This window comes from Mesorhizobium sp. 1B3 (assembly GCF_050958605.1).
Classification (GTDB): Bacteria; Pseudomonadota; Alphaproteobacteria; order Rhizobiales; family Rhizobiaceae.
Window position 1 is genome coordinate 277,677 of record NZ_JBJHDO010000006.1, and the last position, 24,999, is coordinate 302,675.

Sequence of the window (24,999 nt, forward strand, 5' to 3'; positions counted from 1 at the left end):
AGTAGGCCAAGCGCGGAATAAGAAATTTCGGGGTGGCGACGCGCGACACCGACCATGTCTAGATGCTTGAGGCTGGATCGTCCTCCAACTGCTCAGACACACGGAACATCCCGACTGCGAACAAACCCTCGTCCTTACCTAGGATTTGTCGGTGACGGCGTGATTTGACCCATTGCTGATAATCCCAAACCGATTACGGGCCTCGAAACCGGACCTTCGCCGGGACAACAACGACTACCCAGATATGACCTTGCGGCTCATAACCTGATAACGGCAAAGGGACATGATTAATGCGACGACACCCTACGAACATCCCTAGGAACTTCCTAGCGAGGGCGTAGTTGGCTGACTCGACGCTGCTGTTGTCTAGTCCAACGAAGTCGCAGATATGACAGCCTTAAACTCCTGAAGGATTTCGGCGTGGTGCTCGCTGAGATAGTGCTCGATCTCCGGATTGTTCACTAGGCGCGACAAATAGCCTGACGCGATAACCAGGTGCAAAATATCGTCGCCGTAGGACTCCTCAATCTGTTTGAAATCTTGATGAAGTGACGCCATCTCACGTTCCATCCGAGCCATCTGCTCGCTTGTCATTCCGGCAATCTTCTTCGGTTTATCCGAGTGGAGAAGATCCTTCTGTCGGGTCGCGGCTAAAAGTGCCTTCGCGTAGCTCGACGTGAAATTCCCTGCCGTTGCCATGAGTTCGACTACTTCCACTTGGCGTAACGGCTTCATTTTCCGAAGAGCGTCGAACGTCGCCGGATTGACAGACTTGTCTTTCAGAACTTCCACCGCTTCAGGGCAAATGCCATCGAGAAGAGTTCGACGTCGCTTGATAGCGACGATATCTAGATCCAGCGCACGTGCGAGCTTTTCTTCCGATACGCCGTTCTTGATGGCGCGCAGAAGCATGAAGTGTTCCTGTACAGTGGCCAGGCGGTTTATCCTCTTGTTGTGCGTGAATGCCTCATCATCATCCGCAATGAGGCAAGGCACCGTTTCCATGCCGAGTTCAAACAGCAGCGTGTATCGGATGTGTCCGTCCAGCAGGATGAATTGATCGCCGCTGCCCTTTAGATGTGCGACGATGAGAGGTTCGACGATGCCGACCTCTTCTATCGATCTTGCGATTCGTCGATACTTGACTGTGTTCTTCAGCATGTCCGAAACGATCCTGCGTGGCAGGATGGACGCGATATGCAGTATCTTGACGGTATTCTCAAAAGCGGCGCGTACTTGGTCTGTCATGGACGTACCTCTGGACCGAGGCGCTCCGCGAGAGGCGCCGGAATTGTGTTTATGGCTTCTGTGCGGAGAAGCGTTACGAAGTGCTCGTCCGAGAGTAACCGTTTCAGCGCATTCACCACAAACAGAAGGCGACTCTGAGCGAGCGTCGCCTTCCTTACAAGCTGCTTTTGGCGTTCCGTTTCCTTGCGGTAGACACGAATGAGCGCGGCAGCGGTGACCTGCTTCCTCGCTGCCTGCTTGACCTGCCCAACTGAATGAAGTGTCTTGCCGGTGAGGTTTCTTTGGTCGACGATCTTGCGGATCGCGAGAATTTGATTGCCCGGAAGGATCTTCTGCTCGTACGCATCTGCGAGCGCCTTTTGAACCTCGACCTCTTTGGCGCGAGCGATTTCCATCGCGATCGACGGGGGGATAATCCCCTTCTCAACCCCCGCCAACAATCGCTCTTCCCCATGGTCAAGCAAATAGCAGACCGCATACACGTATTCGTCGCTGAAGTCGGTCTTTATCGCGATTTCAGCGATGGAATATCCGCGCTCTCGCAAATTTCCAATTTCTCGGACAAATTCGAGGGGTGAATGCTGGCGTCGAGCCAAGTTTTCGACGAGGCTCATCACATAGCAATCCTCGACGGACGCTTCGATCACAATGGCGGGGATTTCTGTCTGCCCAAGTTCGATGAACGCTTCCAGCCGTCCTTGGCCGCAGACAAGATCGTATCCGTTCCCTTCGCTACTGCGGCTCACGGTGATGGGTTTCTTCAATCCCAGATGGGCAATGCTAGTGACGAGCTCCTGAAAAATTTTCTTGTTACGCGCGCGAGGATTGATCACTCTCACATCGACAATGGGAATTCGACGAATCTCACGTTCTTCATTTTGGGCGGTCATGCGGCCCTCCTTAGTATCCGGCGTCGCGTGAGTTCGAAAAGGGGTTGAAGAGTCTCGAAGCGATAGGCATCGAGATGCAGGCCATTTTCCTCGGCCATCTTGATGGCCCCGTGAGGAAAATCGAGACGGGGAAACAGGTAGTAATCAAGCGCGTCCGTGTTCGACGGAGCCATACGAATTGTCGTGGTGATGTCCGGTTTAAGGCCAGCGTCGAAACGCAGCTTCCAGCGTAAGAATCCCGCACGAGTCGAAACGCAGCGAGCTATGACAATCGAAACGGTGAACTCCTTGTTCACCCACAGGAGATCTGTGTCGGGGTCCTGATCAACATCTCCGCCGGCATCTGTAATGCCCGAGATGATTTGCTCAATGAAACCAGGATAGAGGGAGCGAAGCCGTTTGTTGATTTCAAGATATCGGTAGTCTCTTCCCGGAGAGAACCCTATCAGGGAATACGCGCGGACGAGACTACCGAAGCGCCGGCGGTAGGCGCCACTAGACGGCGTGTCTTCCTGTTCGTCTATGATCAACGCTGACAGCCACCCATGAATCGCCACAAGCGCTCGGAGATTGTCAAGCATTTCCTGGTCGCTGAAATGGCGGTTCCGAGCTTCAATGATTTGCTGAGCTGCATCGAAGGCCTTCGCGCTCACAATAGCCGTGAAAGCGCCGGTTGCACGGACAAGAAGTTCCGGCGGGTTCCGCACCCGCCTCAGCTTGAGTTTGTAGGACACCCGATTGAAGACGTTATTGCCGATGTATTTCTCATTGGTCAGCAACTGGTGGACGGTTCCGCGGGTCCATGGATGTCCGAGGTCAGTGGAGGCTCCTTCGTGATTCAGGAGGTCAGCAATCTCCTTCTCGGTCTTTTTCTCCTCGGTGAATAGGCGATAGATCCGCCGGACCGTCGCAACTTCCTCGTCCGGGCCAGGTATCAGGATGACGCGGTCCGTCTGAAGGCTTTTCCGCTCCCCAAGATTCAGCACCGTCTTGGGAGATCCTGTCCGATCGATCATCAGCCGCCGTAAACCATAGCCGGCCATGCCGCCTTGCCGAAAGCCCCGCATGACATGCTGGCACTGGCCTGCAAACACCTTGTTTGAGAGGTTACGACTGTATTCGCCGGCCATGCCGCGCTTGATATTCTTCAGTATTGTCGCGTTGAAACTGCCGTCGTTGTCAAACTGCTCAGCACAATATTCGACGATAATGCCGGCGCGCTTGCAGAGGTGTTCGAGATAGGCGCCTTCGTCGGCGTCTTGGAAGCGTCCCCAGCGGCTGACATCGTAGACTAGAATTATCGAGAAATCGGTCTCGCCCGTCACGACATCACGGATAAGCTGCTGCAGCGCATCACGTCCGTCCAGCGTTAGCCCGCTTTTCCCTTCATCAGCATAGGTTCTGATAATGTCTATGCCATGACTCTCAGCATAGCTGACGTATCGTTTCTTCCTGATTTTTGCTAGAATAGTTATGATATTCGGTAGACGTGCGGATATACTGCGCAGCGCGTATTGGACGATCTTCTTCGTTACCGGAACCTAATCGATCATCGTCCTTCACGTCGTGGACCTCGCGCAAGGCAACTCTTCTCGCTGCCGAGCTTTCCGTGGGCAGTCGGGCACCACCTTTAGATGAAGGAGAGATAGTATGTCGTCTGCAAAGAAGGGCCGAAAGATTCGGTCCAGGTCCGGAACAACTTTTCAAAGCGACCCTCCGGAAAAGCGCCTAGGGGCCACTGGCTTTGCCAAGGCTATCTCGGAAGCACTCCGGCGTGAGTTCGACGGCAACGCGAGTGCGGTCAAGACTATTGTTGCGCTAACACGCGCAAACGAACGGGCCGTCAAGAATTGGTACGAGGGGCGAAACGGCCCGAGCGGTGAGTTTCTAATCCAACTTTGCCGTCACTCGGATGCCGTGCTGGAGACCGTTCTTCTGCTGGCGAACCGGCATTACCTAGTCACGGAAAAGAAGTTCATCGATACGCGAACAAAGCTTTCCGAAATGATCTCACAGCTCGATAAGTTGCTAAAACAGCCGAAGTGACATCTATGAATTTTTGAATATAGCTACCCAAGCTAGAGCATGTTCTTGGCCAACTCCCTGACGACGCCCCGACGTGCTTCTAGCCGATCGCAGTTGATCGTGGACAAATCCATCACTCAGACTTGGTTGTTGTGGCACCGCTGGGATCTTCCGCAGCTGGCATTCACGTTCCAGTTGCCTGTCGTTTCTCCCTAACAGCCCCGAACCAACATGTGATGGGCAGTTGTGTGCGTCAAGTTCAGCAAAATGGCTTGGCAGTGACGTCGTCGCTCCCACCGCTCCGCCCCCGTGTTAAGCGAGGGCGGCGGGAGCGGCAGGCCGCCTCAAGCGGCCAATGCTCTTAGGCTCTCCTTCTTGTGCTCGCGCAGATGCTCCATGTTGAGGTAGCGGGTTGCCTCGAGCCAGGTCTCGTGGATCTCCACGGCCAGCGCCCGCACCAGCCGCAGACAGCTCTGCCGGTTGGGGAAGATGCGAACCACAAGGGTGCGCCGCTTGATCTCCTGGTTCAGCCGCTCCAGCATGTTGGACGACTTCATGTGCTTGTGGTGGGGCAGCGGCAATCGATAGAAGCTCAGCGTCTCTTCAATGTTATTCTCCACCCAGTCCACCAGCTTCGGGTATTTGGCCTGCCATTTGGCGATCCATTGCGCCAGGTCGCGCTTGACCTCGGCAAGATCACGCCGGTCGTAGAACCATCGCAGCTCCATCAGGCAGTCGTCGTCGACCTTGCGCGGCACATAGTCGAGGGCGTTCCTCAGAAAGTGCACGTAACAGCGCTGCCAGACCGCCTCAGGCAGCAACTCGCCGATGGCCGCCGTGAGCCCCGGGTGGTCGTCGGAGACCACGAACTCGACGCCGGCAAGCCCGCGCTGCTTGAGGCCGGCGACGAACTCGCGCCAGCTCGAGCGGCTCTCGCGGTTGGCCAACTCGACGCCCAGCATCTGGCGCCGGCCTTCCCAATCGACGCCGATCGCCACCAGCACCGCCTGGCTGGCGATCACGCCGGCCTCACGCACCTTCTCATAGCGGGCGTCCAGAATGAGGTAGGGGTAGGGTTCCTCCAGCCGGCGCGTGAAGAACGCCTGCAACGCCTCATCCAGCCTGGCCGTCGCCGCACTCACCGTCGAAGCCGAGAAGGCGTGGCCGCACAGCTCTTCGGTGATTGCCTTGACCTTGCGCGTCGAAACCCCTTGCACGTACATCTCCACCAGCGCCGACACCAAGGCCTTCTCCGAGCGCTGGTAACGCTCAAACAGGTCCGTCGAGAACCGCCCGGCGCGATCTTGCGGGACCCGCAGCTCCAGCACGCCAACCCGCGTCACCAGCTTGCGCTCGTAATATCCGGACCGATAGCCCAACCGGCCCGCTGCCCTTTCTCGGCGCCCAGCGCCTCCGTCATCTCCGCTTCCAGAACCTCCTGCACGACAACCTGCAGCGCCTGGCGGAAACCGTCCTCCTCCGACAGCGGCAACGCTTTCAACTCCGAACCACCCAACCTAATCTCGCGTTTGGTCATGGCACTTCCCCTTTCACGGGAATCGGTGATCGCAACGTCACCAGCGTGCCATGACCGCCCGCGTTTCAGAGCGGGCCCGCTCCTTTCTTCAGAGCTTTTTGCAGAACCTTTCGAACACTATCTGATGGGCGGCCGCTTAGGTTGCCTCCGGTCGAGGCGCGAATGCCCGGTCTGGCGAAGCTCCACCAACGCCGGCTCATGGCGCAAACCGTGCCCTGATCGGGTTGGATTTAGGGTTCATGACTTGATCGAATCTCTGCAACGCTGGGCGCTTTCCTCTAGCGACAACCACTACACTGTCCTTCCGGAAAAGATCCGCGCCAGCCCTTCCTTCGTCACCTCCACCGCGTGAGCCGAGCTCAGTGCGATGTGACGCTTCAAAAGTTCGATGATGGCCGCGTGCTCGTTGTAAAAAGGCCGCCCTAATGGCGATTGCTCTCGAGATTTATGCACAGGAAGAGGCGGATCAGGGAGTTGACGCGCTCCAGAGGGACAAGCTCGCGCTCGTTCTTAGCGAGCTTGAGGATGGCTAGCTTCATGAGATTGATCTGCTGGGTGCCGAGGATGGCGGCCGCGGCGATGCTCGTTAGGCCAGCCAAGAACCGTATGGCTGCAACCCGAGGCTGTGCTACCCCTCTGGCTGTTGAGGAACCGAGAAAAAACAGATAGCTGGAAGGCTACCGCATCGGCTCCGATTCGGTAGCAACCTCGCGCCACTTCGCTAAGCTTGCGGGATCACAGACCCTGCGCGTCCATCTGGACACGCAGCGCCCTACACTCACGCGAACAAGAAATCGCTCTCGCTCAAATCCGTCACGCCGAGGACGGTGAGATCGTCATCGGTGTCGAAGTGAATGACACTGTCTTGCCCGATCACATCGATATCCAGATCGGCAAAGCTGCTGACGGTTGCGGCGAGGGCGCGGAAATCCAGGATGTCCTGGCCTTTCTCGAAATCTACCGTGTCGTGCCCGCTTTGCGGAGCGAAGACGAAGCGGTCGGCACCGTCTTCCCCCATCAGGTCGTCATCGCCGATGCCGCCAACCAGCGTGTCGTTTCCGTCTCCTCCGTTGAGGACATTCCCCGAGCCGCCGAAGACGGTGAGCCGGTCGTTGCCAGAGCCGCCGTTGAGAAAGCTGCTCCCTGGAACCGTGCCGGGCGCAACGGTAGCCACAAGAGTGTCGTGGCCGGAGCCGCCGTCCAGGCGGTTCTCGACTGGAGAAGTACCTGTGACATCAGGTCTGCCTATTGAAAGGAAAGCCTCGAGATGATCGTTGCCGGATCCTCCATTCAAGACATTCGCAACATCGTATAAAGGCCGCACAGGCGCCCCGCCAATAGCCACAACATCGAGGCGCGCTATCAAAGTGTCCTGTCCATCGCCTCCGTCGAGGCGGTTCAGGGCCCGTACACTCCCACCATTCCCGGTGATGTCCGCGTTCAGGCTGTCATCTCCTTTGCCACCATCCAGCCGGTTGGTGACATCGGTGACGCCGTTAAAGCTGGCGGAATGGGTTGCCTCGAGGACATCGCTGCCGTCATCACCCCACAACTCGTTAATGCCGACCGGCGTCCCGAAGTCGGAATTTGTAAAATTGAAAGCCCGTAGCACGTCATCGCCTCGGCCGCCGTGAAGGGAATTCGACACCAACTCGGTGGAAATGGACCTCCCCCTGGCTGAGGCGTCCAAGACGTCGTTGCCGTCCCCGCCATTGAGAACGTTCATGGCTGTCGCATGGCTTGCTACGAGCTCCGTTTCAGCCTGAGCCCTGATGTGGTCATCACCGGAACCGCCATCGACGGAGTTCATGGCGAAGTTGTCGACCCCACCCGCACCTCGGGTGTCCGCGAGGGCATCAATGGTGTCATCGCCGCTCCCGCCGAGAACGCGGGTCGTTACGATCACGTTTCCGAATGTCGGGCGAAATACATTCGCCACGGCATTGATCGTGTCGTTGCCGCGGCCGCCGTCGACCAAGACCTCGGCGGTCACATCCCTGTCCCGAATGTCTCCGCCCTGGAGCGTCACGGTCGCATCGAGAGCATCGTTGCCCGAGCCGCCGATCTGGATCGCGAGCCCGTGAACAGGCTCGGTGCCCGTTACCGGCACGACGACCTCGGTCGTCAGCGTATCATGGCCTCTGCCGCCGATGAGCCCCGTCCGGTTGAATACGCCGCTCAGGTCGTCATCACCAGCACGCCCGAAGACGATGTCGCCCTCGGCCTGTGCGCTGAGCGTGTCGTTGCGCCTGGTGCCAATGATCGCATCGTTGACCGGATCGATGAGGAAAAGCCATTCGATCGCCGTGAGATCCCCAAGGCGCTGGCTGGTGCTCGTTGCCTGCTCTGCTGCCTGGTTTTTTGAGATCCGCATCCTCTCCTCCTGCTATCAACGCCGCAAGCACTCTTTGCCGAGGGCACGATCGTGTCTCTGGGAGCGGGGGTGGATGAGGCTTGGGTCGCCTCGCCCTTCGGCCTCGGCCGGGATGATCAGCCTAGTCACGGCAAGCAAGCTGGTGAAGAAAGCATTGCTCGAAATCGCAATGATTTCCACCAGCGCATTAGTGTCTCATTTTGAAACGATGCCGCCTGAATTGATGAGCCTTCTAAGTCGAAGGGAGATTCCGATCGCCACCAGAAGTAACTCGATTTTGCGATCGGTGAGAAATCCAGGGAACGATCTCCGAGGGCACGTGGGCGCTACCCCGTCCTCCCGAAGAAGATCCGTGCCAGGCCTTCCTTGGTCACCTCCACCGCGTGAGCCGAGCTCAGCGTGATGTGGCGCTCCAGGAGCTCTCCGCCGGTTTCTCCATCGCGACGCTTGAGGCAATCGATGATGGCCGCATGCTCGTCGTACAGGCCGCCCCGGCGGCGGCTGCTTTCGAGATCGATGCGCCGGAAGAAACGGATCAGCGAGTTGACGGACTCCAGGGCGACAAGCATGCGCTCGTTCTTGGCGAGCTTGACGACGGCGGTGTGGAAGGCCTCGTCGGCCTCCGCCACCTTCGCCCAGTCGGTCGTCGACCCGAGATCGCTGTTGTTCTGCCAGATCGCGACGGCTTTGGCGATGTCGGCGTCGCTGCCGCGCTGACAAGCAAGCCTGAAGGCCGCCCGCTCGATCGCCGCGCGCAGCTCATAGAGCTCCTGCACGCCCTCCGGGGTAATGTCGCGCGCATAGAAACCGCGATTGGGGACGAAGCTCATGAAGCCGTCGCGCGCCAGCCGGTTGAGGGCTTCGCGGACGGGGGTCCGGGAGACGCCCAGCCTGTTGGCCAGCTCCACCTCGTTGACGCGCTCGCCGGGCTTGAAGCGGTATTCGACCGCCAATTCCTTGACCGCTTGATAGACCTTATCGACGCTGTCGGCCGCGCGGCCCGTCTTCTTCGGCTTGGCTGTCGTCTGCACCTTCACTCCGTTCCGACCGGCTCAAGCCCCCGTTTCTGAGTCGATCAATGCTCGCATCGCCGCACTAATGGCATGGTGAAGTGCAGTTCACAATCCTCTTGTGGATACACTTCTGTCCACATATAGTCGCGGCCGTTGAGCATGAAATTTGGAGTTTCAGAATGAGCAGCATCACGCGAATCGACGGTGGCCCGCGCATGAGCCAGGCCGTGGTCCATGGCAACACGGTCTATCTCGCCGGTCAGGTCGCTCTCGACGCGGGAGGCGAAAGCGTCACCGCGCAGACCAGGAACATCCTCGACCGTATCGATGCGTTGCTGGCGAAGGCAGGCACCGACAAGACCAAGCTGCTGTCCGCTTCTATCTGGCTCGCCGACATGGCCGACTTCGCGGAGATGAACGCGGTCTGGGACGGCTGGGTGGCTAGGGATAACACCCCTGCCCGCGCTGCCGTGGAATCGAAGCTGGCTGCGCCGCAGTTCACGGTCGAGATCGCCGTGATCGCTGCTCTCTGAGCAGCGTCCAGAGCAAGCTACGGAGATCGAGGATGCGCGTTGCCGTGCTCGGCGCCGGTGTTGCCGGCATCACCACAGCCTATGAGCTCGCCCGCGACGGGCACGAGGTGACGGTCATCGAACGCCTGCCCGAGGCAGCGGCGGAGACCAGCTTCGCCAATGCGGGACTCATCGCGCCCGGCCATGCCTATACATGGTCGTCGCCGAAGGCGCCGCGCATCCTGCTTCGCTCGCTCGTCGACGACAGCCAGGCGCTGCGCTTCCGCCCCAGCCTCGACCCCCGGCTATGGTCCTGGTCGTGGAAGTTCCTGATGAATTGCACGGCCGAGAAGGCCAGCGCCAACACCAAGCGCAAGGTGCGGCTCTGCCTCTATTCCCAGGATCGGCTCACGGGCATCGTGGCGGAGACCGGCGTCGAATATCACGGCCTGGACGGCGGTCTGCTCTACCTCTACCGCAAGCCGGAATCCTTCGCGCGCGGTTCCGCCAACACCCGCATCCTCGCTGAAGAAGGGCTGGAACTGCGCGCGATCTCGCCCGAGGAAGCCGCGCGTATCGACCCGGCGCTCGCCGCGGTCAAGGACAAGTTCGCGGGCGCGGTCTACTGCCCTTCGGACGGCAGCGGCGATGCCCGGGTCTTCACCCAGAATCTCGCCCGCTACTGCGCGGAGAAGCTCGGCGTGACCTACCAGTTCGACACGGAGGTGAAAGGTTTCGAAGCAACCGGCGGCCGGATCGACCGCGTCGTCACCTCCAAGGGCACCGTCGCCGCCGACGAGTTCGTGCTTTGCCTCGGGGTCTTCGCCCCCGATTTTGCGCGACGCCTCGGCGTTTCCCTGCCGATCTATCCGATCAAGGGCTATTCGGTGACAATGCCGATCGAAGCCTCCAGCCTGCCGCCCACGGTGGGCGGTGTCGACGAAGACAATCTCGTAGCCTACGCCCGGTTCGGCGACAGGATGAGGGTGACGGCCACCGCCGAGTTCGCCGGCTTCGACAAGTCCCACAAGCCGGACGATTTCCGTCACATGCTTGCGGCGATCCGCGACATCTTCCCGAAGGGCGCCGACTACGCCAAGCCGCAATATTGGGCGGGGCTGAGGCCGATGACGCCCGAGGGAACCCCCATCTTCGGGCGCGGCGGACGTTTCTCCAACATGGTCTTCAATGTCGGTCACGGCCACATGGGCTGGACCATGTCGGCCGGCTCGGCCCGCATCACCGCCGACATCGTCAAACGGGCAAGCCCAGGCTTCGACCCCGCCGGCATGCTGGTGAATTAGCCAGGCGTCGTGCGCAGCTCCTGTGCGTACAAACATGATATAGGGCGTGCAACAGCTCCCCCTCTCCGTCTCGGCTTCGCCGAGCCACCTCTCCCCCACGCTGCGCGTAGGGGAGAGGAACCGCCGGCGCACGCTCGGCGCCCTTCCTCTTCCCCACGAAGTGAGGGAGAGGTGGCTCGGCGAAGCCGAGACGGAGAGGGGGAACCTGGAAGACGCCCGAACACGCGGGCGTCTCAAGCTCGCATCAGCCCACCCCAGCAATCACCAGGGACGAGCGCCTTCGATGATCTCGACGGCCCTGGCCGCGAAGCGGCCGGCCAGCGGTGCCACTTCGGCGGCGTCGGCCCCGGCGGCATTGCCCGCGCGTGCCCGGTCGGCGATGCCGACGAAGATCACCGCGAAGCGAAACAGCGAAAAAACGAGGTGAAAGCGCTGCAGCGGCGCGGTCGATACCGCATGGGCGAAGTAATGGTCGAGGAACTCGCGCTGGGTGGGAATGCCGAGCGCTTCCAGGTCCAGCCCGAGAATACCGCCATACTCCTCAGGAGAAGAATGCCAGGTCATGGAACAAAAGCCGAGATCGGCGAGAGGATGGCCGAGGGTGGAGAGCTCCCAGTCGAGAATGCCGATCACCTCCGGCCTGTCAGCATGAAAGAGCAAATTGCCCAAGCGAAAATCGCCATGCGCGATCGACACGCGGCCATCGTCGGCGGGCATGTTCCGCGGCAGCCAGTCGGCCACGATTTCGAGCGCGTTGATCCGTTCGCTGGGCGATGCCCTCAATTGCTTCGTCCAGCGGCCTATCTGACGTTCGAAATAGTTCCCGGGTTTTCCGTAATCGCCGAGACCGATCTCGTCGGGACGCACGGCATGCAGTTTCGCGAGCGCCTCGGCCATGCCGAGATAGACGCCCCGCCGTTCTTCCCGGCTAAGCCCGGGTAGCGAGCAGTCGTGGAAGACGCGGCCATCGAGCCGCTCCATCAGGTAAAAGGGCGTCCCCAGCGGTTCGTCCTGGTGGTGAAACAAGATGGGGCTCGGCACCGGCACGTCGGTGGGCTCAAGTGCCTGGAGCACGCGAAACTCACGGTCGATGGCATGCGCTCCGGGCAGGATGGGCCCTGCCGGCTTCTTGCGCAGCACCATGCGACGGCCCCCGAAATCGACAAAATAGGCCGGATTGGATTGGCCGCCGCTGATCCTTTCGAGCGACATCGTGCCTTGGCCGAAGCGCTGGCGGAGAAAAGATTCCAGGGCGTCCGGGTCGAAGTCCAGTTGCTGCGCGCGGGTTGGCTGTCCACCCTCCATAGCCGGTTCCCTACGCCTCGCCTTCAACGCGCCAGCGCCAGAAACCCAGCTCCTCCTCATTCAGGAAGCGGTTCAACACCATCTTGTGGACCTCGTCGGCGCCGTCGACCAGCCTCGCCTGACGGGCATATCGATAGATCCATTCCAGCACGGTGTCCGTCGAATAGCCCCGGGCACCATTGATCTGGATGCCGATATCGGCCGCGTCGTGCAGCACGTTGGCGACATGCACCTTGGCCATGGACACTTCCTTGCGAGCAAAACCGCCGCGATCGAGCTCCCAAGCCGCCTTCATCACCAGCATGCGGCCGATTTCGATGCGCATGGCGAGGTCGCCGAGTTTCAGCTGGATGCTCTCGCGGTCGGCCAGGCGCTGGCCGAAGCCATAGCGCTCGGCGGCATAGGCGCGCGCGATCTCGACGCAGCGCTTGGCAAGGCCGAGCCAGCGCATGCAATGGGTAAGCCGCGCCGGTCCCAGCCGCACCTGTGTCACCTTCATGCCTTTGCCTTCGCCGGCCAACAGGTCTTCGGCCGGGATCTCGAGCCCGTCGAATTCCAACTCGCAATGGCCGCCATGCTCTTCCGGCCCCATGATCTCGATGCGGCGCTTGATGCGCCATCCCGGCTGATCCCTATGGAACAGGAGCGCGGAGAGCCCGTGCCGGGCATCGTCGGAAGTGCGGGCGACAAGAATGAAATGGCTCGCTTCTTCGGCTCCGGTGATGAACCACTTGCGCCCTGTGACCACGTATTTATCGCCCCGGCGCTCGGCCCGGGTCATGATCATCGACGGATCGGACCCACCGCCCGGATGCGGCTCGGTCATGGCGAAAGCCGATCGGACCCGGCCCTCGACGATGGGGGCAAGCCATTTCTGTTTCTGTTGCGGCGTGGCCAATGCTTCGAGCACCATCATGTTGCCGTCATCCGGCGCGCCGGAATTGAAGGCCACGGGCCCGAAGATCGAGCGGTTCATCTCCTCGTAACAGACGGCCATGCCCATCTTGCCGAGCCCTTGCCCACCCGTCTCTGGTTTGAGCTGCAGGCACCACAGCCCCTGCGCCCGCGCCTTGGCTCGCAACGTGTCGAGCAATGGCAGCGCGATATTGCCGTGAGCGTCGAAAGACGCCCGATCGGCTTCGAGCGGCAGGATTTCGCGATCAACGAAATCGGCGATGCGCGCCCGATAATCTTCGACGCGGGCTGGAATTTCGAAATTCATGAGGTCCCTCACAGAGATGAGACGAGATGCCCGCCATCCACTTCGATGGACGAGCCGGTGATGTAGCTGCCGGCGGCGGAAGCCAGCAGCAGGAGCGCGCCATCCAGCTCCCGCGCCTGGCCCAGCCGGCGCTGCGGAATTCGCTTGATCAATTGGAGGCCCGCTTCCGACTCGAAGAATTCGCGGTTGATGTCGGTCTCGATGTAGCCGGGGCAAAGCGCGTTGACGCGGATGCCCTCGCGCGCCCATTCGAGAGCCAGAACCTTGGTGAGTTGGATGACGCCGGCCTTCGAAGCGGCATAGGCGCTGAGATTGCCGGCGACGCGGTGACCAAGGATAGAAGCGATGTTCACGATCGCGCCGCCGCGACCGGAAGCCTTCATACCGCGCGCGACCGCCTGGGAGACGACGAACACCCCTTTGAGATTCGTATCGAAAACGCGATCCCACTCCTCGGCGTCGAGTTGGAGCGCGGGCGCCGCCCCGGAAATCCCGGCATTGTTGATCAGTATGTCGAAACCCGGCCCGGCCTCGGCGAGCGCCGCGACCACCGAGGCAGCGTCGGCGACATCCATCTGGACCGACGAAGCGCTGCCGCCCCCGGCAACGATCCTCGCGCAGGCCTCGGCGAGGGCCTCCTTGCGGCGGGCCGCCAGCGTGACCGACGCGCCATAACGCGCAAGCAGCTCGGCAAAATGCAAGCCAAGTCCGCCGGAAGCCCCGGTGATGAGGGCTCTCTTGCCCTGGAGATCATCGAAGAGCATGGGAACCTCCCAAAAACGAGCGAGCGCTCGATTTTTTATGCACAATCGAATCCTTTTGCAATAGGATGTTTGATCTTCGCCTCTGCCCTGCCGAACATCTCCGCCCCTTGTTGGGGAGATGTCCGGCAGGACAGAGGCGGTGTTTCGACTGTTACCCCTATTGCCGGCCTAGCCTTTTGTTTTCGCTTCGGATTTCTCCCGAATGCGGTTTCCACCGCAGGCCTCGATACGATAGGGTGCATGGAAGAAGTGAGATGGGAAACGGCTTGAACGTCGCAAACCGCAGATACTGGACAACCGAATTCTCCACGGAAGCGCTGTGTGCACGCATCCTCGAAAGGCATCGCGATGCCATCCGCATCCAGAAGCCGCATCTCGCGGTCGCCAATCTTGCCCGCATCATCGAGGCCACCCTGAAACTGTCGAACCGGCGCGGTTTTCAGGCAACCAGCCTGCGGGATCTCGCCAAGGCCTCAGGGCTCAGCATGGGTGGACTCTATTCTTACTTCGACAACAAGACGACGCTGCTGTCGATGGTCCTGGGCGAAGTATCGACCACGGTGAGGGAAGTGCTGGGTTCCGCGCCGCCGGACATTGCCGACGATCCGCAAACCCACCTGCGCTGGTTGATCGAGGCGCATATACGGCTCACCGAAGCCATGCAGCCTTGGTTCGTGTTCGCCTATATGGAGGCGAAGTCCTTCCCCGCCAACGAGCGTCGCATGGCCACGGACAGCGAGGTCGCCACCGAGGAGATCTTCGCCGGCGTGCTGAGGCGCGGTGTTGAACAGAATCTATTCGACATAGCCGACGTCGAACTCACTGCGTCCTTGATCAAGCCCCTGCTGCAGGACTGGTACGTGAAGCGCGGCAAATATCGGAAACGCGGCACAACGATCGAGCAATATATCGACGCGGTCTGCGACATGGTCGCCGCGGCGATTTCAAAGCCCGCTCGATAGAGCATTTCGGCCGGAAAACCGGTTCCCACTTTTCCTGGAATTGCTCCAGGCTCGCACTTCAGGAAGCTGGCTTATCCCAGCAGCGATAGGGATCCACCGTTTAGCCAAGCCCCTCATCCGCCTGCCGGCACCTTCTCCCCGCATGCGGGGAGAAGACCGCTCTCATCTCCACTTTCGCCAATCGCGCCCCGCTGGTGATTGGCGAAACCCAAGCGGCCGGCGTCTCTCGCCCCGCGTGCGGGGAGAGATGTCCGGCAGGACAGTGAGGGGCGAATGCGGCCGGTCAGAAGTCAACGCTTCTGATCATACTAATCTTAAGTTCCGCTACCGGTTCCGGCGCTTGCCTTCGAGGAGGTCGAGCACGGCGTTGGCGGCGTCGAGGACGTTGGTGCCGGGCCCGAAGACGGCGGCGACGCCGTGATCGTAGAGATATTGATAGTCCTGGCGTGGCACGACACCGCCGACGACGACCACGACTTCGCTGGCACCTCTTGCCTTGAGGGCTTCGACGAGTTGCGGCGCCAGCGTCTTATGGCCTGCCGCCAGCGACGACATGCCCACCACATGAACCCTGGACTGGACGGCCAGGTCTGCGGCTTCCCCTGGCGTCTGGAACAGCGGGCCCGCCAGCACCTCGAAACCGATGTCGCCGAATGCCGAGGCGATGACCTTGGCGCCACGGTCGTGGCCGTCCTGGCCGAGCTTGGCCACCATGATACGGGGCTTGCCGCCCAGCGCGGCCGCGACCTGGTCGAGGCGGGAGAGCAAGGTGCGATATTCCGGCTCGCCGTCATAGGCCTTGCCGTAAATCTCGCCGACGACTTCGGGAACCACGGCATGGTCGCCGAAGGCACGACGCAAGGCGTCGGAAATCTCGCCGACGGTAGCGCGCGCCCTGGCCGCCTCCACCGCGGCTCCCAGCAGATTGCCCTCTCCGGTGCGCGCCACTTCCTCCAAAGTCGCCAAGGCGGCTTCAACCGCGTTCGGATCGCGCTGTCGGCGCACGCGCTGGAGCCGCGCGATCTGCGACTGGCGCACGGCCGTGTTGTCGATCTCCAGCGTGTCGATCTGGTCTTCCTCATCCAGCCGATATTTGTTGACGCCGACGATCACCTCTTCGCCCCGGTCGATCGCGGCCTGCTTGCGGGTTGCAGCCTCCTCGATCATTCGCTTGGGCAGCCCCTCATAGACGGCCCTGGTCATGCCGCCCTGCTGCTCGATCTCTTCGATCAGGGCCCAGGCCTTTTCCGCCAGTTCGCTGGTCAGCGCCTCGACATAGTAGGAGCCTGCAAGCGGGTCGACGACCTTGGTCACGCCCGTCTCGTGCTGGAGGATGAGCTGAGTGTTCCGGGCAATGCGGGCCGAGAACTCGGTGGGCAGTGCGATCGCCTCGTCGAAGGAGTTGGTGTGCAGCGATTGCGTGCCACCGAGCACCGCGGACATGGCCTCGAAAGCTGTGCGGACTATGTTGTTGTAGGGATCCTGCTCCTGCAGCGACACGCCCGAGGTCTGGCAATGGGTGCGCAGCATCAGCGAGGAGGCTTTCTTCGGCTCGAACTCCTCCATGATGCGGGTCCACAGGAGCCGCGCGGCGCGGAGCTTGGCCGCCTCCATGAAGAAGTTCATGCCGATGGCGAAGAAGAAGGAGAGCCGCCCGGCGAAGTCGTCGACATTGAGGCCCTTCTTCAGCGCCGCCCGCACATATTCGCGCCCGTCGGCCAGCGTGAAGGCGAGTTCCTGCACCAGCGTCGCCCCGGCCTCCTGCATATGGTAGCCGGAAATCGAGATCGAGTTGAATTTCGGCATCTCCTGCGCCGTATACTCGATGATGTCGGCGACGATCCGCATCGATGGTTCCGGCGGGTAGATATAGGTGTTGCGGACCATGAACTCCTTGAGGATGTCGTTCTGGATGGTCCCCGAGAGCTGGGCCCGCGCCACACCCTGCTCCTCGCCGGCGACGATGAAACTGGCGAGGATCGGGATCACCGCACCGTTCATGGTCATCGATACCGAGACCTTGCCGAGCGGGATGCCGTCGAACAGGATCTTCATGTCCTCGACGGAATCGATCGCCACGCCGGCCTTGCCGACATCGCCCTCGACGCGCTGGTGATCGCTGTCATAACCGCGATGAGTCGCCAGGTCGAAGGCGACCGACACGCCCTGCTGGCCGGCGGCAAGCGCCTTGCGGTAGAAGGCGTTGGACTCCTCCGCCGTGGAGAAGCCGGCATATTGGCGGATCGTCCAGGGCCGGCCGGCATACATGGTGGCGCGCGGGCCCCGCACGAATGGCGCCTGGCCGGGCAGCGAGCCGAGATGGCCGACGCCCTGAAGGTCGTCCGCCGTGTAAAGCGGCTTCACCTCGATGCCTTCGGGCGTGTTCCAGACGAGCTTGTCGGGATCCGCCTTGATCTCCTTCTCGGCCGCCGCGCGCCATAATTCGAGCTTAGTCATGAGAACCTCCCGAGAGACTGAGGAGCGGTCTCACCCCCCTCTGGCCTGCCGGCCATCTCCCCCTCAAGGGGGGAGATTGGCTGCCATTGATTGCTTCGCCAATTGTCGACGGTTGGCGAAAACTGAACTGCGATCCAATCTCCCCCCTTGAGGGGGAGACGGCCGGCAGGCCAGAGGGGGGTGCCTGTCGCAGCCATGATCACGCGAATTCCATGATGAGTTCGTCCACGGCAAGGCTTGCGCCGGCCTTGGCCGCGACGGATTTGACGGTGGCGCGCCGCTCGGCTCTCAGCACATTCTCCATCTTCATCGCTTCCACCGTGGCGAGCGCCTGGCCGGCCTCGACGGTATCGCCCTCGGCCACCGTGATCGTGGTCAGGACGCCCGGCATCGGGCAGAGCAGGAGCTTGGACGTGTCCGGCGGCAGCTTCCTGGGCATCAGGCGCACAAGTTCGGCGACGCGAGGCGGCCGCACGAATGCGATCGTATCGATGCCCCTCCATCTGAGCCGGATGCCGGAGCCGCCCAGACTCGTCTTGATTCCAATCCGCTTGCCGCCGATATCGAAGGACGCGTGCGTCGCGCCGGGCTGCCAGTCACTGGAAACATCCAGCGCCGAGCCATCGTCGAATTCCACGAGAGTGACGTCGCCGTCATCCCGGCAATGGGTGGGGAAACTGTAGTCATCGAAAGTGGCGACCCAGTCCTGGCCGATCGGTCTCCTATGGTTGGCGAGCGCACCGGAGATCTGGGCATTCCTGCGCTGCAGCCGCAGGTTGATGAACGCCGCAGCCGCGGCGATCATCTTTGCATCGGCCAACCCGGGCACCACCCCCGTAAAACCGTCAGGAAACTCTTCCGCGATATAGGCTGTCGTCAACCGGCCTTCGCGGAACCGCTGCTGCTCCATCACAGCCGAGAGGAATGGCAGGTTGTGACCGATGCCTTCCACCTCGAAGTCATCGAGCGCGGCGCTCATCGCTTCGATTGCGGCCAGGCGATCGGGAGCCCAGGTGCAGAGCTTGGCGATCATCGGGTCGTAATACATCGAAATCTCGCCGCCCTCGAACACGCCGGTGTCGTTGCGCACGATCGTGCCATCGTCGCGGCGGCCTTCGACCGGCGGGCGGTAACGTGTAAGCCGGCCGATCGACGGCAGAAAGTTGCGGTAGGGATCCTCGGCATAGAGGCGGCTTTCGACCGCCCATCCATCCAGCTTGACGTCGTTCTGCGTGAAGCGGAGCCGCTCGCCGGCGGCGACGCGTATCATCTCCTCTACGAGGTCCAGGCCGGTGACCAACTCGGTCACGGGATGCTCGACCTGCAGGCGGGTATTCATCTCGAGGAAATAGAAATTGCGCTCCCCATCGACGATGAACTCGACCGTACCGGCCGAAAAGTAGCCGACCGCCCTGGCCAGCGCCACGGCCTGCTCGCCCATCGCCTTGCGCGTCGCCTCGTCGAGGAAAGGCGACGGGGCCTCCTCGATCACCTTCTGGTTGCGGCGCTGGATCGAACATTCGCGCTCGCCCAGATAGACGATGTTGCCGTGCTGGTCGCCGAGCACCTGGATTTCGATGTGGCGCGGTTCGGTGACGAATTTCTCGATGAAGATGCGATCGTCGCCGAAGGAGGCTTTCGCCTCGTTGCGCGACGACTGGAAGCCCTCACGCGCTTCCTGCTCGTTCCAGGCGATGCGCATGCCCTTGCCGCCGCCGCCGGCGGAAGCCTTGATCATCACGGGATAACCGATCGAGGAGGCGATCCGCACCGCTTCGTCGGCGTCTTCGATCAGCCCCATGTGACCGGGCACCGTGCTCACGCCCGCGGAGGCGGCGATCCTCTTCGAGGTGATCTTGTCGCCCATCGCCTCAATGGCGACCGGCGGCGGGCCGATGAAGGCGATGCCGTCGACTTTCAAGGCTTCGGCGAAATTAGCATTCTCCGAGAGGAAGCCGTAGCCGGGGTGTACGGCGTCGGCGCCGGTCTGCTTCACCGCATCGAGGATCTTGTCGATGACGATATAGGACTGAGCCGAAGGCGCGGGACCTATATGCACGGCTTCGTCGGCCATCTTCACGTGCAGCGCCTCACGGTCGGCGTCGGAATAGACTGCGACCGTTGCGATGCCGAGCTTCCTCGCCGTCTTGATGACACGGCAGGCGATTTCACCGCGGTTTGCGATAAGGATTTTCCTGAACATCGTCGACCTGCTCATAATGGCATCGTGTCATGCTTCTTCCACGGCGTTTCGGCCGTTTTGCCGCGCAGGGCCGCGAAAGCGCGGGCAATACGGCGTCGAGACGAATGCGGCATGATCACCTCATCGATGAAGCCTCGTTCGGCGGCCACGAAAGGATTGGCGAAGCGCTCCTCATACTCCTTCGTGCGCTGGGCGATCTTGTCCTTGTCGCCGATCTCGGAGCGATAGAGGATTTCCGTCGCGCCCTTGGCGCCCATCACCGCGATCTCCGCCGTCGGCCAGGCATAGTTCACGTCGGCGCCGATATGCTTCGACGCCATGACGTCATAGGCGCCGCCATAGGCCTTTCGGGTGATCAGCGTGACCATCGGCACACTGGCCTGGCTGTAGGCGAAGAGAAGCTTCGCGCCGTGCTTGATGACGCCGCCATATTCCTGCGCCGTTCCCGGCAGGAAGCCCGGCACGTCGACCAGAGTCAGGATCGGAATGGAGAATGCATCGCAGAAGCGCACGAAGCGTGCCGCCTTGCGCGAGGAGTCGATGTCGAGGCAGCCGGCCAGCACCATGGGCTGGTTGGCGACAACGCCGACGGTCTGCCCCTCGATGCGCAGGAAGCCGGTGATGATGTTCTTCGCGAAGGCTTGCTGGATCTCGAAGAAGTCGCCTTCGTCGGCGATGGCCAAAATCAGCTCCTTCATGTCATAGGGCTTGTTGGCACTGTCGGGGATCAGCGTGTCGAGCCGCATGTCGATCCGCGAGGGATCGTCATGGAAGGGCCGTACTGGCGGCTTCTCGCGATTGTTGAGCGGCAGGAAGTCGAACAGGCGCCGCACCCCTTCCAGGGCTTCGACGTCATTGTCGAAGGCGCCGTCGGCGACGGACGATCGCTGCGTGTGCGTGCGCGCGCCGCCCAGTTCCTCGGCCGTCACGATCTCGTTGGTGACGGTCTTCACGACGTCGGGGCCGGTGACGAACATGTAGGAGCTGTCGCGCACCATGAAGATGAAGTCGGTCATGGCCGGCGAATAGACGGCACCGCCCGCGCAGGGTCCCATGATGACCGAAATCTGCGGAATGACGCCGGAAGCCTCGACATTGCGCTTGAAGACGTCGGCATAGCCGGCAAGCGAAGCGACGCCTTCCTGGATGCGCGCGCCGCCGGAATCGTTGAGCCCGATCACCGGCGCTCCGTTGCGCACCGCCATGTCCATGATCTTGCAGATCTTCTGGGCATGGGTTTCCGACAGCGACCCGCCGAGCACGGTGAAATCCTGCGAGAAGACGTAGACGAGGCGGCCATTGATCGTGCCCCAGCCCGTAACCACGCCATCGCCCGCCACCTTCTGGCTTGCCATGCCGAAATCGACGGCACGATGCGTGACATACATGTCGAACTCCTCGAACGAGCCCTCGTCGAGGAGAACTTCGAGCCGTTCGCGGGCGGTCAGCTTGCCCTTGGCGTGCTGGGCATCGATACGCTTCTGGCCCCCACCCAGGCGCGCCTCGGCGCGGCGCTCTTCGAGCTGTTCAAGAACGGCGCGCATCGGTTCGTCCTCTCGCCGCAGCCGCGTGAAATAGCGTCATCCCTGCCTCCTAAAGCATGTCTCCCGAAAGTGTGCGGTTTCGGGAAAAGACATGCGCAAATTACGAACGTACAGGCCGCCATCGACCAAAGGTCCGTCTAAGTCGGGAGGCGAGCGGAGAAAATGTTGGAAGAGGTGCAAAAGCGTAATATAGAACATTGAAAACAGCGAATTGCGAAAATGCGAACATGGCTTCGGGAAAGCTCTATATCGGCCGGCGCGTGCGCGAGTTGCGCGAAGCCGGAAGGACGACGCAGGCGGCCTTCGCCGAACGGCTCGGCATTTCCACGAGCTATCTCAACCAGATCGAGAACAATCAGCGCCCGGTCTCGGCCGCGGTCCTGCTATCTCTGGCCGAAAAATTCCAGGTGGATATCGCCACGCTCTCGGCAAGCGATGGCGACCGATTGCTTTCGGCGCTTGTCGAAGCCCTCGCCGACCCGCTCTTCGAGCCCTATGCGCCGACGCTTCATGAGTTGAAGCTGATCACGCAGAATGCGCCCGGTTTGGCGCACGCTTTGATCGCCTGTCACCAGGCCTATCGGCGCAATGGCGAGCAACTCGCGAGCTACGACGACCAGATGGTCCGGACCAACAGCTTTGCCGAGCTGACGCCCTATGAGGAGGTTCGTGACTTCTTCCATTTCGTCGACAATTATGTCCACGAGTTGGACCTTGCCGCCGAGCGGCTGGCTGCGGATCTCGGACTGCCCGACCGTGATCCCGGCATCGCTTTGCCGGACCGGCTGGAGGCCCGTCACGGAATCCGCATTCTGAAGATCGATCCGGGCGAGGACACGCTGCGGCGCTTCGATCCGGCAGCCCGTGCCCTTTTCCTCAATCCCTACGCGCCCGCCGCGACACGCAGCTTCCAGATGGCCTTTCAGATCGCCGCCTTAGAGTTCGGTGCGGAGATCGACGCCATCGCTCGGCGTGGCGAGTTCCGCACCCCCGAGGCCGTCGAGATCTGCCGCATCGGCCTGCAGAACTATTTCGCCGGCGCGCTCACCCTTCCCTACCAGCCGTTCCTCGCGGCAGCCCGGGAGCTGCGGCACGATCTGGAACTGCTGGCGGCGCGTTTCGGCGCAAGCCTCGAGCAGATCGCGCACCGGCTGTCCACCTTGCAGCGCCCCGGAATGAAGGGGGTGCCTGTGTTCTTCGCCCGTATCGACCGCGCCGGCAACATCACCAAGCGACACAGCGCGGCCAAACTCCAGTTCGCCCGCTATGGCGCGGCCTGTCCGCTATGGAATGCCCACCAGGCTTTCGAAATGCCCGGCCGCATCATTCGCCAGCTCGCGGAAACCCCGGACGGCGTGCGCTATCTGAGCGTCGCGACGGAGATCGTGAAAAGCAGCGGCGGCTTCAATGCCACGCCACGCCGTTACGCGATCGCGCTCGGCTGCGAGATCTCCTATGCGAGCGACTTCGTCTATGCCGACGGGCTCGACATCACCAGCCGCTCGGCCTTCGATCCCATCGGTATCTCCTGCCGCATCTGCGACCGCCCAAACTGCGCCCAGCGCGCCGTGCCGCCACTGAAGCAGCGTCTGGCAGTGGATCACAACAGGCGCGGCGTGCTGCCCTATGCGCTGACTTGATCAAGCGCCGGTCGATTCGCGAGCCGCATCGACAGCGCTCATGCCTGACAATAGGCGCCTGCAATGCCTATATTGGAGGAAACTCACGACCGAGGAGATCCAGATGAGTATCCCGAGCGAACGCGCAGTGTTGGCTGGTGGCTGTTTTTGGGGGATGCAGGATTTGATCCGTCGTTACCCCGGCGTCATTTCGACCCGCGTCGGCTACACTGGAGGCGACGTGCCCAACGCGACATATCGCAATCACGGCAGCCACGCCGAGGCGATCGAGATCGAATTCGACCCCACCAGGATCAGCTACCGCGACCTCCTGGAATTCTTCTTCCAGATCCACGATCCATCGACACGCAATCGCCAAGGCAACGATGTCGGCACGAGCTACCGCTCGGCGATCTTCTATCTGAACGACGAGCAAAAGCACGTCGCGGAAGAGACCATCGCCGATGTGGATGCCTCTGGTCTTTGGCCAGGGAAGGTTGTGACCGAAGTGACGCCGGCCGGCGATTTCTGGGAAGCCGAGCCGGAGCACCAGGATTATCTCGAGCGCTATCCGAACGGCTACACCTGTCATTTCCCGAGGCCGGACTGGAAACTTCCCAAGCGCGACGAAGTCCGCCGCGCCGGATAGGAAAGGTCGAGTTCTATTCCGAGGTGGCAGGCCCCCTCTCCGTCTCGGCTTCGCCGAGCCATCTCTCCCCCACTTCGTGAGGGAGAGGAACCGCCGGCCGCACGCTCGGCGCCCTTCCTCTTCCCCACGATAGTGGGGGGAGAGCTGGCTCGGCGAAGCCGAGACGGAGAGGGGGACCTGCGCAGACTGCTCGCCCTGCGGCAGTTCAGTCACTCTTCAGCCAAAGCACGGGATCGGGAGCGCGACCGGAGGAGAACCGGGAGCGTAACCGGGCGGAAGTTCCAGGCATCGACGCCAACGTCGAACTGGCGCGTGAGCGGCTTCAGCCTGCCGTGTGAATGGCCGTGGAGGTCGATCGACTTCTTGCCCATCTGGTTCCAGGTCCGGAACGGGTAGTGGCAAAGGATCAGCAGCATGCCGTCGACCGCCAATTCCGCATAATGCTGAACGCTGGCCCAGCCGGACGCGGCGGTCGTGTCAGGCCCGTCATTGTTGCCGATGATCAGGTGCTTGCGTCCGTTGAGGCGCGAAAGAAGCGCTTCCGCATCTGCCTTGCTGCCGCGGGAAAAGTCGCCGAGATGCCAGACCTCGTCGTCAGGCCTTACGGTCTCGTTCCAGAACGCGATCAACGCCTCGTCATGGTCGGCGAGCGAAGCGAACGGGCGACGATCGATCCGGAGAATTCGAGGATCGTTGAAATGCGTGTCACTCGTGAAGAACACCATGGCATCCCGCTGCCGCCTGCCCGCGATCACGCGAAAATACCATCATTCGGCACTCGCTGCGTCTTTCAAGGTCCGGAACGTCACCGAGTATCTGAGCTCATCGCCCGCGGGAATGCTGTGTTCCCACACCGTGCGCGCAGGCCCTCGCATCAGATAGATCGAGCGCGGCGCAAGGATCTGCGCGGCGCGCTCCCATTTCGCGCCGACGCGGCGCCTGAAGCGGAAGCGGCATTCAGAGAGGAAGGACACACCGATCACGTCACCGAACACCGGCCGATCCCGATGCCAGCCGATGCCTGCTCCAGGCGTGTATTCCGTTGCGAGAATATGGGGCAGTTGCTCCGGCGTGAGCCTCGCGAACTGGGCAGCCTTCCCGCGCAGGGGCAAAAGAAAAGAAGGTATTTCGCGCGTCTGTTTCAGCCTGCCATCGGCGAAATCATAATGCAGGCCGAAGGAGACGACACGGCGGTTCCCCTCATGCCCCTGGAACTGGAACGGTTTGAAATCGAGTTCACGCAACTGCGCGACGAGCGCACTCTCCTCCTCGCTCGCGAGGAGGTCCTGCCGGTATCGAAATCCTTCCGGCAGCACGATCGGTGAGCCGAACAGGTCCGGCTGTAATTGCGTCGTCGTTCCCATCGCGAAG

At 61.5% G+C, this 24,999-nt stretch carries 20 protein-coding genes and 2 pseudogenes; 6 read left to right on the plus strand and 16 right to left on the minus strand.

What is annotated here, in order from left to right; all coding sequences use genetic code 11:
- Positions 1-366: 366 nt before the first annotated feature.
- From ACCO56_RS18625 to ACCO56_RS18635, 3 genes are read right to left on the minus strand one after another with little or no spacing between them, the layout of a single operon-like run.
- Positions 367-1,248, minus strand: coding sequence for a plasmid partitioning protein RepB C-terminal domain-containing protein (locus tag ACCO56_RS18625; RefSeq protein WP_433642306.1), 882 nt, complete (start codon positions 1,246-1,248; stop codon positions 367-369).
- On the minus strand, positions 1,245-2,138 hold the full coding sequence (locus ACCO56_RS18630) for a plasmid partitioning protein RepB C-terminal domain-containing protein (protein ID WP_433642307.1): 894 nt from the start codon (positions 2,136-2,138) through the stop codon (positions 1,245-1,247). Before ACCO56_RS18630 ends, ACCO56_RS18625 begins: the two co-directional genes overlap by 4 nt.
- Positions 2,135-3,661, minus strand: coding sequence for a recombinase family protein (locus tag ACCO56_RS18635; protein ID WP_433642409.1), 1,527 nt, complete (start codon positions 3,659-3,661; stop codon positions 2,135-2,137). The genes ACCO56_RS18630 and ACCO56_RS18635 overlap by 4 nt, the downstream gene beginning before the upstream one ends.
- 127 nt (positions 3,662-3,788) lie before the next feature.
- On the opposite strand from ACCO56_RS18635, the gene ACCO56_RS18640 reads away from it, so the two are divergent.
- Positions 3,789-4,184 (plus strand): hypothetical protein, encoded by a 396-nt coding sequence (locus ACCO56_RS18640; protein ID WP_433642309.1) that lies wholly within the window; start codon positions 3,789-3,791, stop codon positions 4,182-4,184.
- A 323-nt stretch (positions 4,185-4,507) separates the two neighbouring features.
- Here ACCO56_RS18640 and ACCO56_RS18645 read toward each other — a convergent pair.
- The 5 genes and pseudogenes from ACCO56_RS18645 to ACCO56_RS18665 all read right to left on the minus strand — a co-directional run bounded on the left by ACCO56_RS18645 (position 4,508) and on the right by ACCO56_RS18665 (position 9,105).
- Positions 4,508-5,700, minus strand: a pseudogene (locus tag ACCO56_RS18645) (IS256 family transposase).
- Positions 5,701-6,122: 422 nt separating this feature from the next.
- Complete coding sequence (locus tag ACCO56_RS18650) at positions 6,123-6,299, minus strand: hypothetical protein (RefSeq protein WP_433642310.1); 177 nt, start codon at positions 6,297-6,299, stop codon at positions 6,123-6,125.
- Positions 6,300-6,478: 179 nt separating this feature from the next.
- Positions 6,479-7,426 carry a calcium-binding protein gene (locus tag ACCO56_RS18655; protein ID WP_433642410.1) on the minus strand — a complete coding sequence of 316 codons (948 nt, stop codon included), beginning with the start codon at positions 7,424-7,426 and terminating at the stop codon, positions 6,479-6,481.
- A gap of 495 nt (positions 7,427-7,921) precedes the next feature.
- Positions 7,922-8,074 (minus strand): annotated as a pseudogene (locus tag ACCO56_RS18660) (hypothetical protein); the annotation flags it as partial.
- Between the two features lie 326 nt (positions 8,075-8,400).
- Positions 8,401-9,105, minus strand: a complete 705-nt coding sequence (locus ACCO56_RS18665) for a GntR family transcriptional regulator (RefSeq protein WP_433642311.1) — start codon at positions 9,103-9,105, stop codon at positions 8,401-8,403.
- Between the two features lie 161 nt (positions 9,106-9,266).
- On the opposite strand from ACCO56_RS18665, the gene ACCO56_RS18670 reads away from it, so the two are divergent.
- Together ACCO56_RS18670 and ACCO56_RS18675 are read left to right on the plus strand one after the other, a co-directional pair.
- Positions 9,267-9,620: a RidA family protein gene (locus ACCO56_RS18670; RefSeq protein WP_433642312.1), complete on the plus strand. Its 354-nt coding sequence runs from the start codon at positions 9,267-9,269 to the stop codon at positions 9,618-9,620.
- Between the two features lie 32 nt (positions 9,621-9,652).
- Positions 9,653-10,903, plus strand: a complete 1,251-nt coding sequence (locus ACCO56_RS18675) for a D-amino acid dehydrogenase (RefSeq protein WP_433642313.1) — start codon at positions 9,653-9,655, stop codon at positions 10,901-10,903.
- A 261-nt stretch (positions 10,904-11,164) separates the two neighbouring features.
- Here ACCO56_RS18675 and ACCO56_RS18680 read toward each other — a convergent pair whose 3' ends face one another.
- Genes ACCO56_RS18680 through ACCO56_RS18690 form a run of 3 tightly spaced genes read right to left on the minus strand, consistent with a single transcriptional unit; the run spans position 11,165 to position 14,194 of the window.
- Positions 11,165-12,208 (minus strand): phosphotransferase family protein, encoded by a 1,044-nt coding sequence (locus tag ACCO56_RS18680; RefSeq protein WP_433642314.1) that lies wholly within the window; start codon positions 12,206-12,208, stop codon positions 11,165-11,167.
- Positions 12,209-12,218: 10 nt separating this feature from the next.
- Positions 12,219-13,430, minus strand: a complete 1,212-nt coding sequence (locus ACCO56_RS18685; protein ID WP_433642315.1) for an acyl-CoA dehydrogenase family protein — start codon at positions 13,428-13,430, stop codon at positions 12,219-12,221.
- Between the two features lie 8 nt (positions 13,431-13,438).
- Positions 13,439-14,194 (minus strand): SDR family NAD(P)-dependent oxidoreductase, encoded by a 756-nt coding sequence (locus ACCO56_RS18690; RefSeq protein WP_433642316.1) that lies wholly within the window; start codon positions 14,192-14,194, stop codon positions 13,439-13,441.
- A 266-nt stretch (positions 14,195-14,460) separates the two neighbouring features.
- On the opposite strand from ACCO56_RS18690, the gene ACCO56_RS18695 reads away from it, so the two are divergent.
- Positions 14,461-15,156, plus strand: a complete 696-nt coding sequence (locus ACCO56_RS18695; protein ID WP_433642317.1) for a TetR/AcrR family transcriptional regulator — start codon at positions 14,461-14,463, stop codon at positions 15,154-15,156.
- 324 nt (positions 15,157-15,480) lie between these two features.
- Here ACCO56_RS18695 and scpA read toward each other — a convergent pair whose 3' ends face one another.
- The 3 genes from scpA to ACCO56_RS18710 all read right to left on the minus strand — a co-directional run bounded on the left by scpA (position 15,481) and on the right by ACCO56_RS18710 (position 21,360).
- Positions 15,481-17,613: a methylmalonyl-CoA mutase gene (gene scpA / locus ACCO56_RS18700; protein WP_433642318.1), complete on the minus strand. Its 2,133-nt coding sequence runs from the start codon at positions 17,611-17,613 to the stop codon at positions 15,481-15,483.
- A 199-nt stretch (positions 17,614-17,812) separates the two neighbouring features.
- Positions 17,813-19,816: an acetyl-CoA carboxylase biotin carboxylase subunit gene (locus tag ACCO56_RS18705; RefSeq protein ID WP_433642319.1), complete on the minus strand. Its 2,004-nt coding sequence runs from the start codon at positions 19,814-19,816 to the stop codon at positions 17,813-17,815.
- An 11-nt stretch (positions 19,817-19,827) separates the two neighbouring features.
- Positions 19,828-21,360 (minus strand): acyl-CoA carboxylase subunit beta, encoded by a 1,533-nt coding sequence (locus ACCO56_RS18710; protein ID WP_433642320.1) that lies wholly within the window; start codon positions 21,358-21,360, stop codon positions 19,828-19,830.
- A gap of 227 nt (positions 21,361-21,587) precedes the next feature.
- On the opposite strand from ACCO56_RS18710, the gene ACCO56_RS18715 reads away from it, so the two are divergent.
- Positions 21,588-23,000, plus strand: coding sequence for a helix-turn-helix domain-containing protein (locus ACCO56_RS18715; RefSeq protein ID WP_433642321.1), 1,413 nt, complete (start codon positions 21,588-21,590; stop codon positions 22,998-23,000).
- A gap of 103 nt (positions 23,001-23,103) precedes the next feature.
- On the plus strand, positions 23,104-23,628 hold the full coding sequence (gene msrA / locus ACCO56_RS18720; protein ID WP_433642322.1) for a peptide-methionine (S)-S-oxide reductase MsrA: 525 nt from the start codon (positions 23,104-23,106) through the stop codon (positions 23,626-23,628).
- 209 nt (positions 23,629-23,837) lie between these two features.
- Here the strand turns inward: msrA and ACCO56_RS18725 are convergent, their stop codons facing one another.
- Entirely contained in the window at positions 23,838-24,353 is a 516-nt protein-coding gene (locus ACCO56_RS18725; protein WP_433642411.1) for a metallophosphoesterase family protein, read from the minus strand.
- A gap of 42 nt (positions 24,354-24,395) precedes the next feature.
- Positions 24,396-24,992, minus strand: coding sequence for an alpha-ketoglutarate-dependent dioxygenase AlkB (locus ACCO56_RS18730; RefSeq protein ID WP_433642323.1), 597 nt, complete (start codon positions 24,990-24,992; stop codon positions 24,396-24,398).
- Positions 24,993-24,999 lie beyond the last annotated feature (7 nt).

Bases quoted from the DNA above. Each gene is read 5' to 3' on its own strand.
- ACCO56_RS18625 (WP_433642306.1), bottom strand. From the start codon at position 1,248: ATGACAGACCAAGTACGCGCCGCTTTTGAGAATACCGTCAAGATACTG.
- ACCO56_RS18630 (WP_433642307.1), bottom strand. From the start codon at position 2,138: ATGACCGCCCAAAATGAAGAACGTGAGATTCGTCGAATTCCCATTGTC.
- ACCO56_RS18640 (WP_433642309.1), top strand. From the start codon at position 3,789: ATGTCGTCTGCAAAGAAGGGCCGAAAGATTCGGTCCAGGTCCGGAACA.
- ACCO56_RS18655 (WP_433642410.1), bottom strand. From the start codon at position 7,426: ATGAACGTTCTCAATGGCGGGGACGGCAACGACGTCTTGGACGCCTCA.
- ACCO56_RS18670 (WP_433642312.1), top strand. From the start codon at position 9,267: ATGAGCAGCATCACGCGAATCGACGGTGGCCCGCGCATGAGCCAGGCC.
- ACCO56_RS18675 (WP_433642313.1), top strand. From the start codon at position 9,653: ATGCGCGTTGCCGTGCTCGGCGCCGGTGTTGCCGGCATCACCACAGCC.
- ACCO56_RS18680 (WP_433642314.1), bottom strand. From the start codon at position 12,208: ATGGAGGGTGGACAGCCAACCCGCGCGCAGCAACTGGACTTCGACCCG.
- ACCO56_RS18685 (WP_433642315.1), bottom strand. From the start codon at position 13,430: ATGAATTTCGAAATTCCAGCCCGCGTCGAAGATTATCGGGCGCGCATC.
- ACCO56_RS18690 (WP_433642316.1), bottom strand. From the start codon at position 14,194: ATGCTCTTCGATGATCTCCAGGGCAAGAGAGCCCTCATCACCGGGGCT.
- scpA (WP_433642318.1), bottom strand. From the start codon at position 17,613: ATGACTAAGCTCGAATTATGGCGCGCGGCGGCCGAGAAGGAGATCAAG.
- ACCO56_RS18705 (WP_433642319.1), bottom strand. From the start codon at position 19,816: ATGTTCAGGAAAATCCTTATCGCAAACCGCGGTGAAATCGCCTGCCGT.
- ACCO56_RS18710 (WP_433642320.1), bottom strand. From the start codon at position 21,360: ATGCGCGCCGTTCTTGAACAGCTCGAAGAGCGCCGCGCCGAGGCGCGC.
- ACCO56_RS18715 (WP_433642321.1), top strand. From the start codon at position 21,588: ATGGCTTCGGGAAAGCTCTATATCGGCCGGCGCGTGCGCGAGTTGCGC.
- msrA (WP_433642322.1), top strand. From the start codon at position 23,104: ATGAGTATCCCGAGCGAACGCGCAGTGTTGGCTGGTGGCTGTTTTTGG.
- ACCO56_RS18725 (WP_433642411.1), bottom strand. From the start codon at position 24,353: ATGGTGTTCTTCACGAGTGACACGCATTTCAACGATCCTCGAATTCTC.
- ACCO56_RS18730 (WP_433642323.1), bottom strand. From the start codon at position 24,992: ATGGGAACGACGACGCAATTACAGCCGGACCTGTTCGGCTCACCGATC.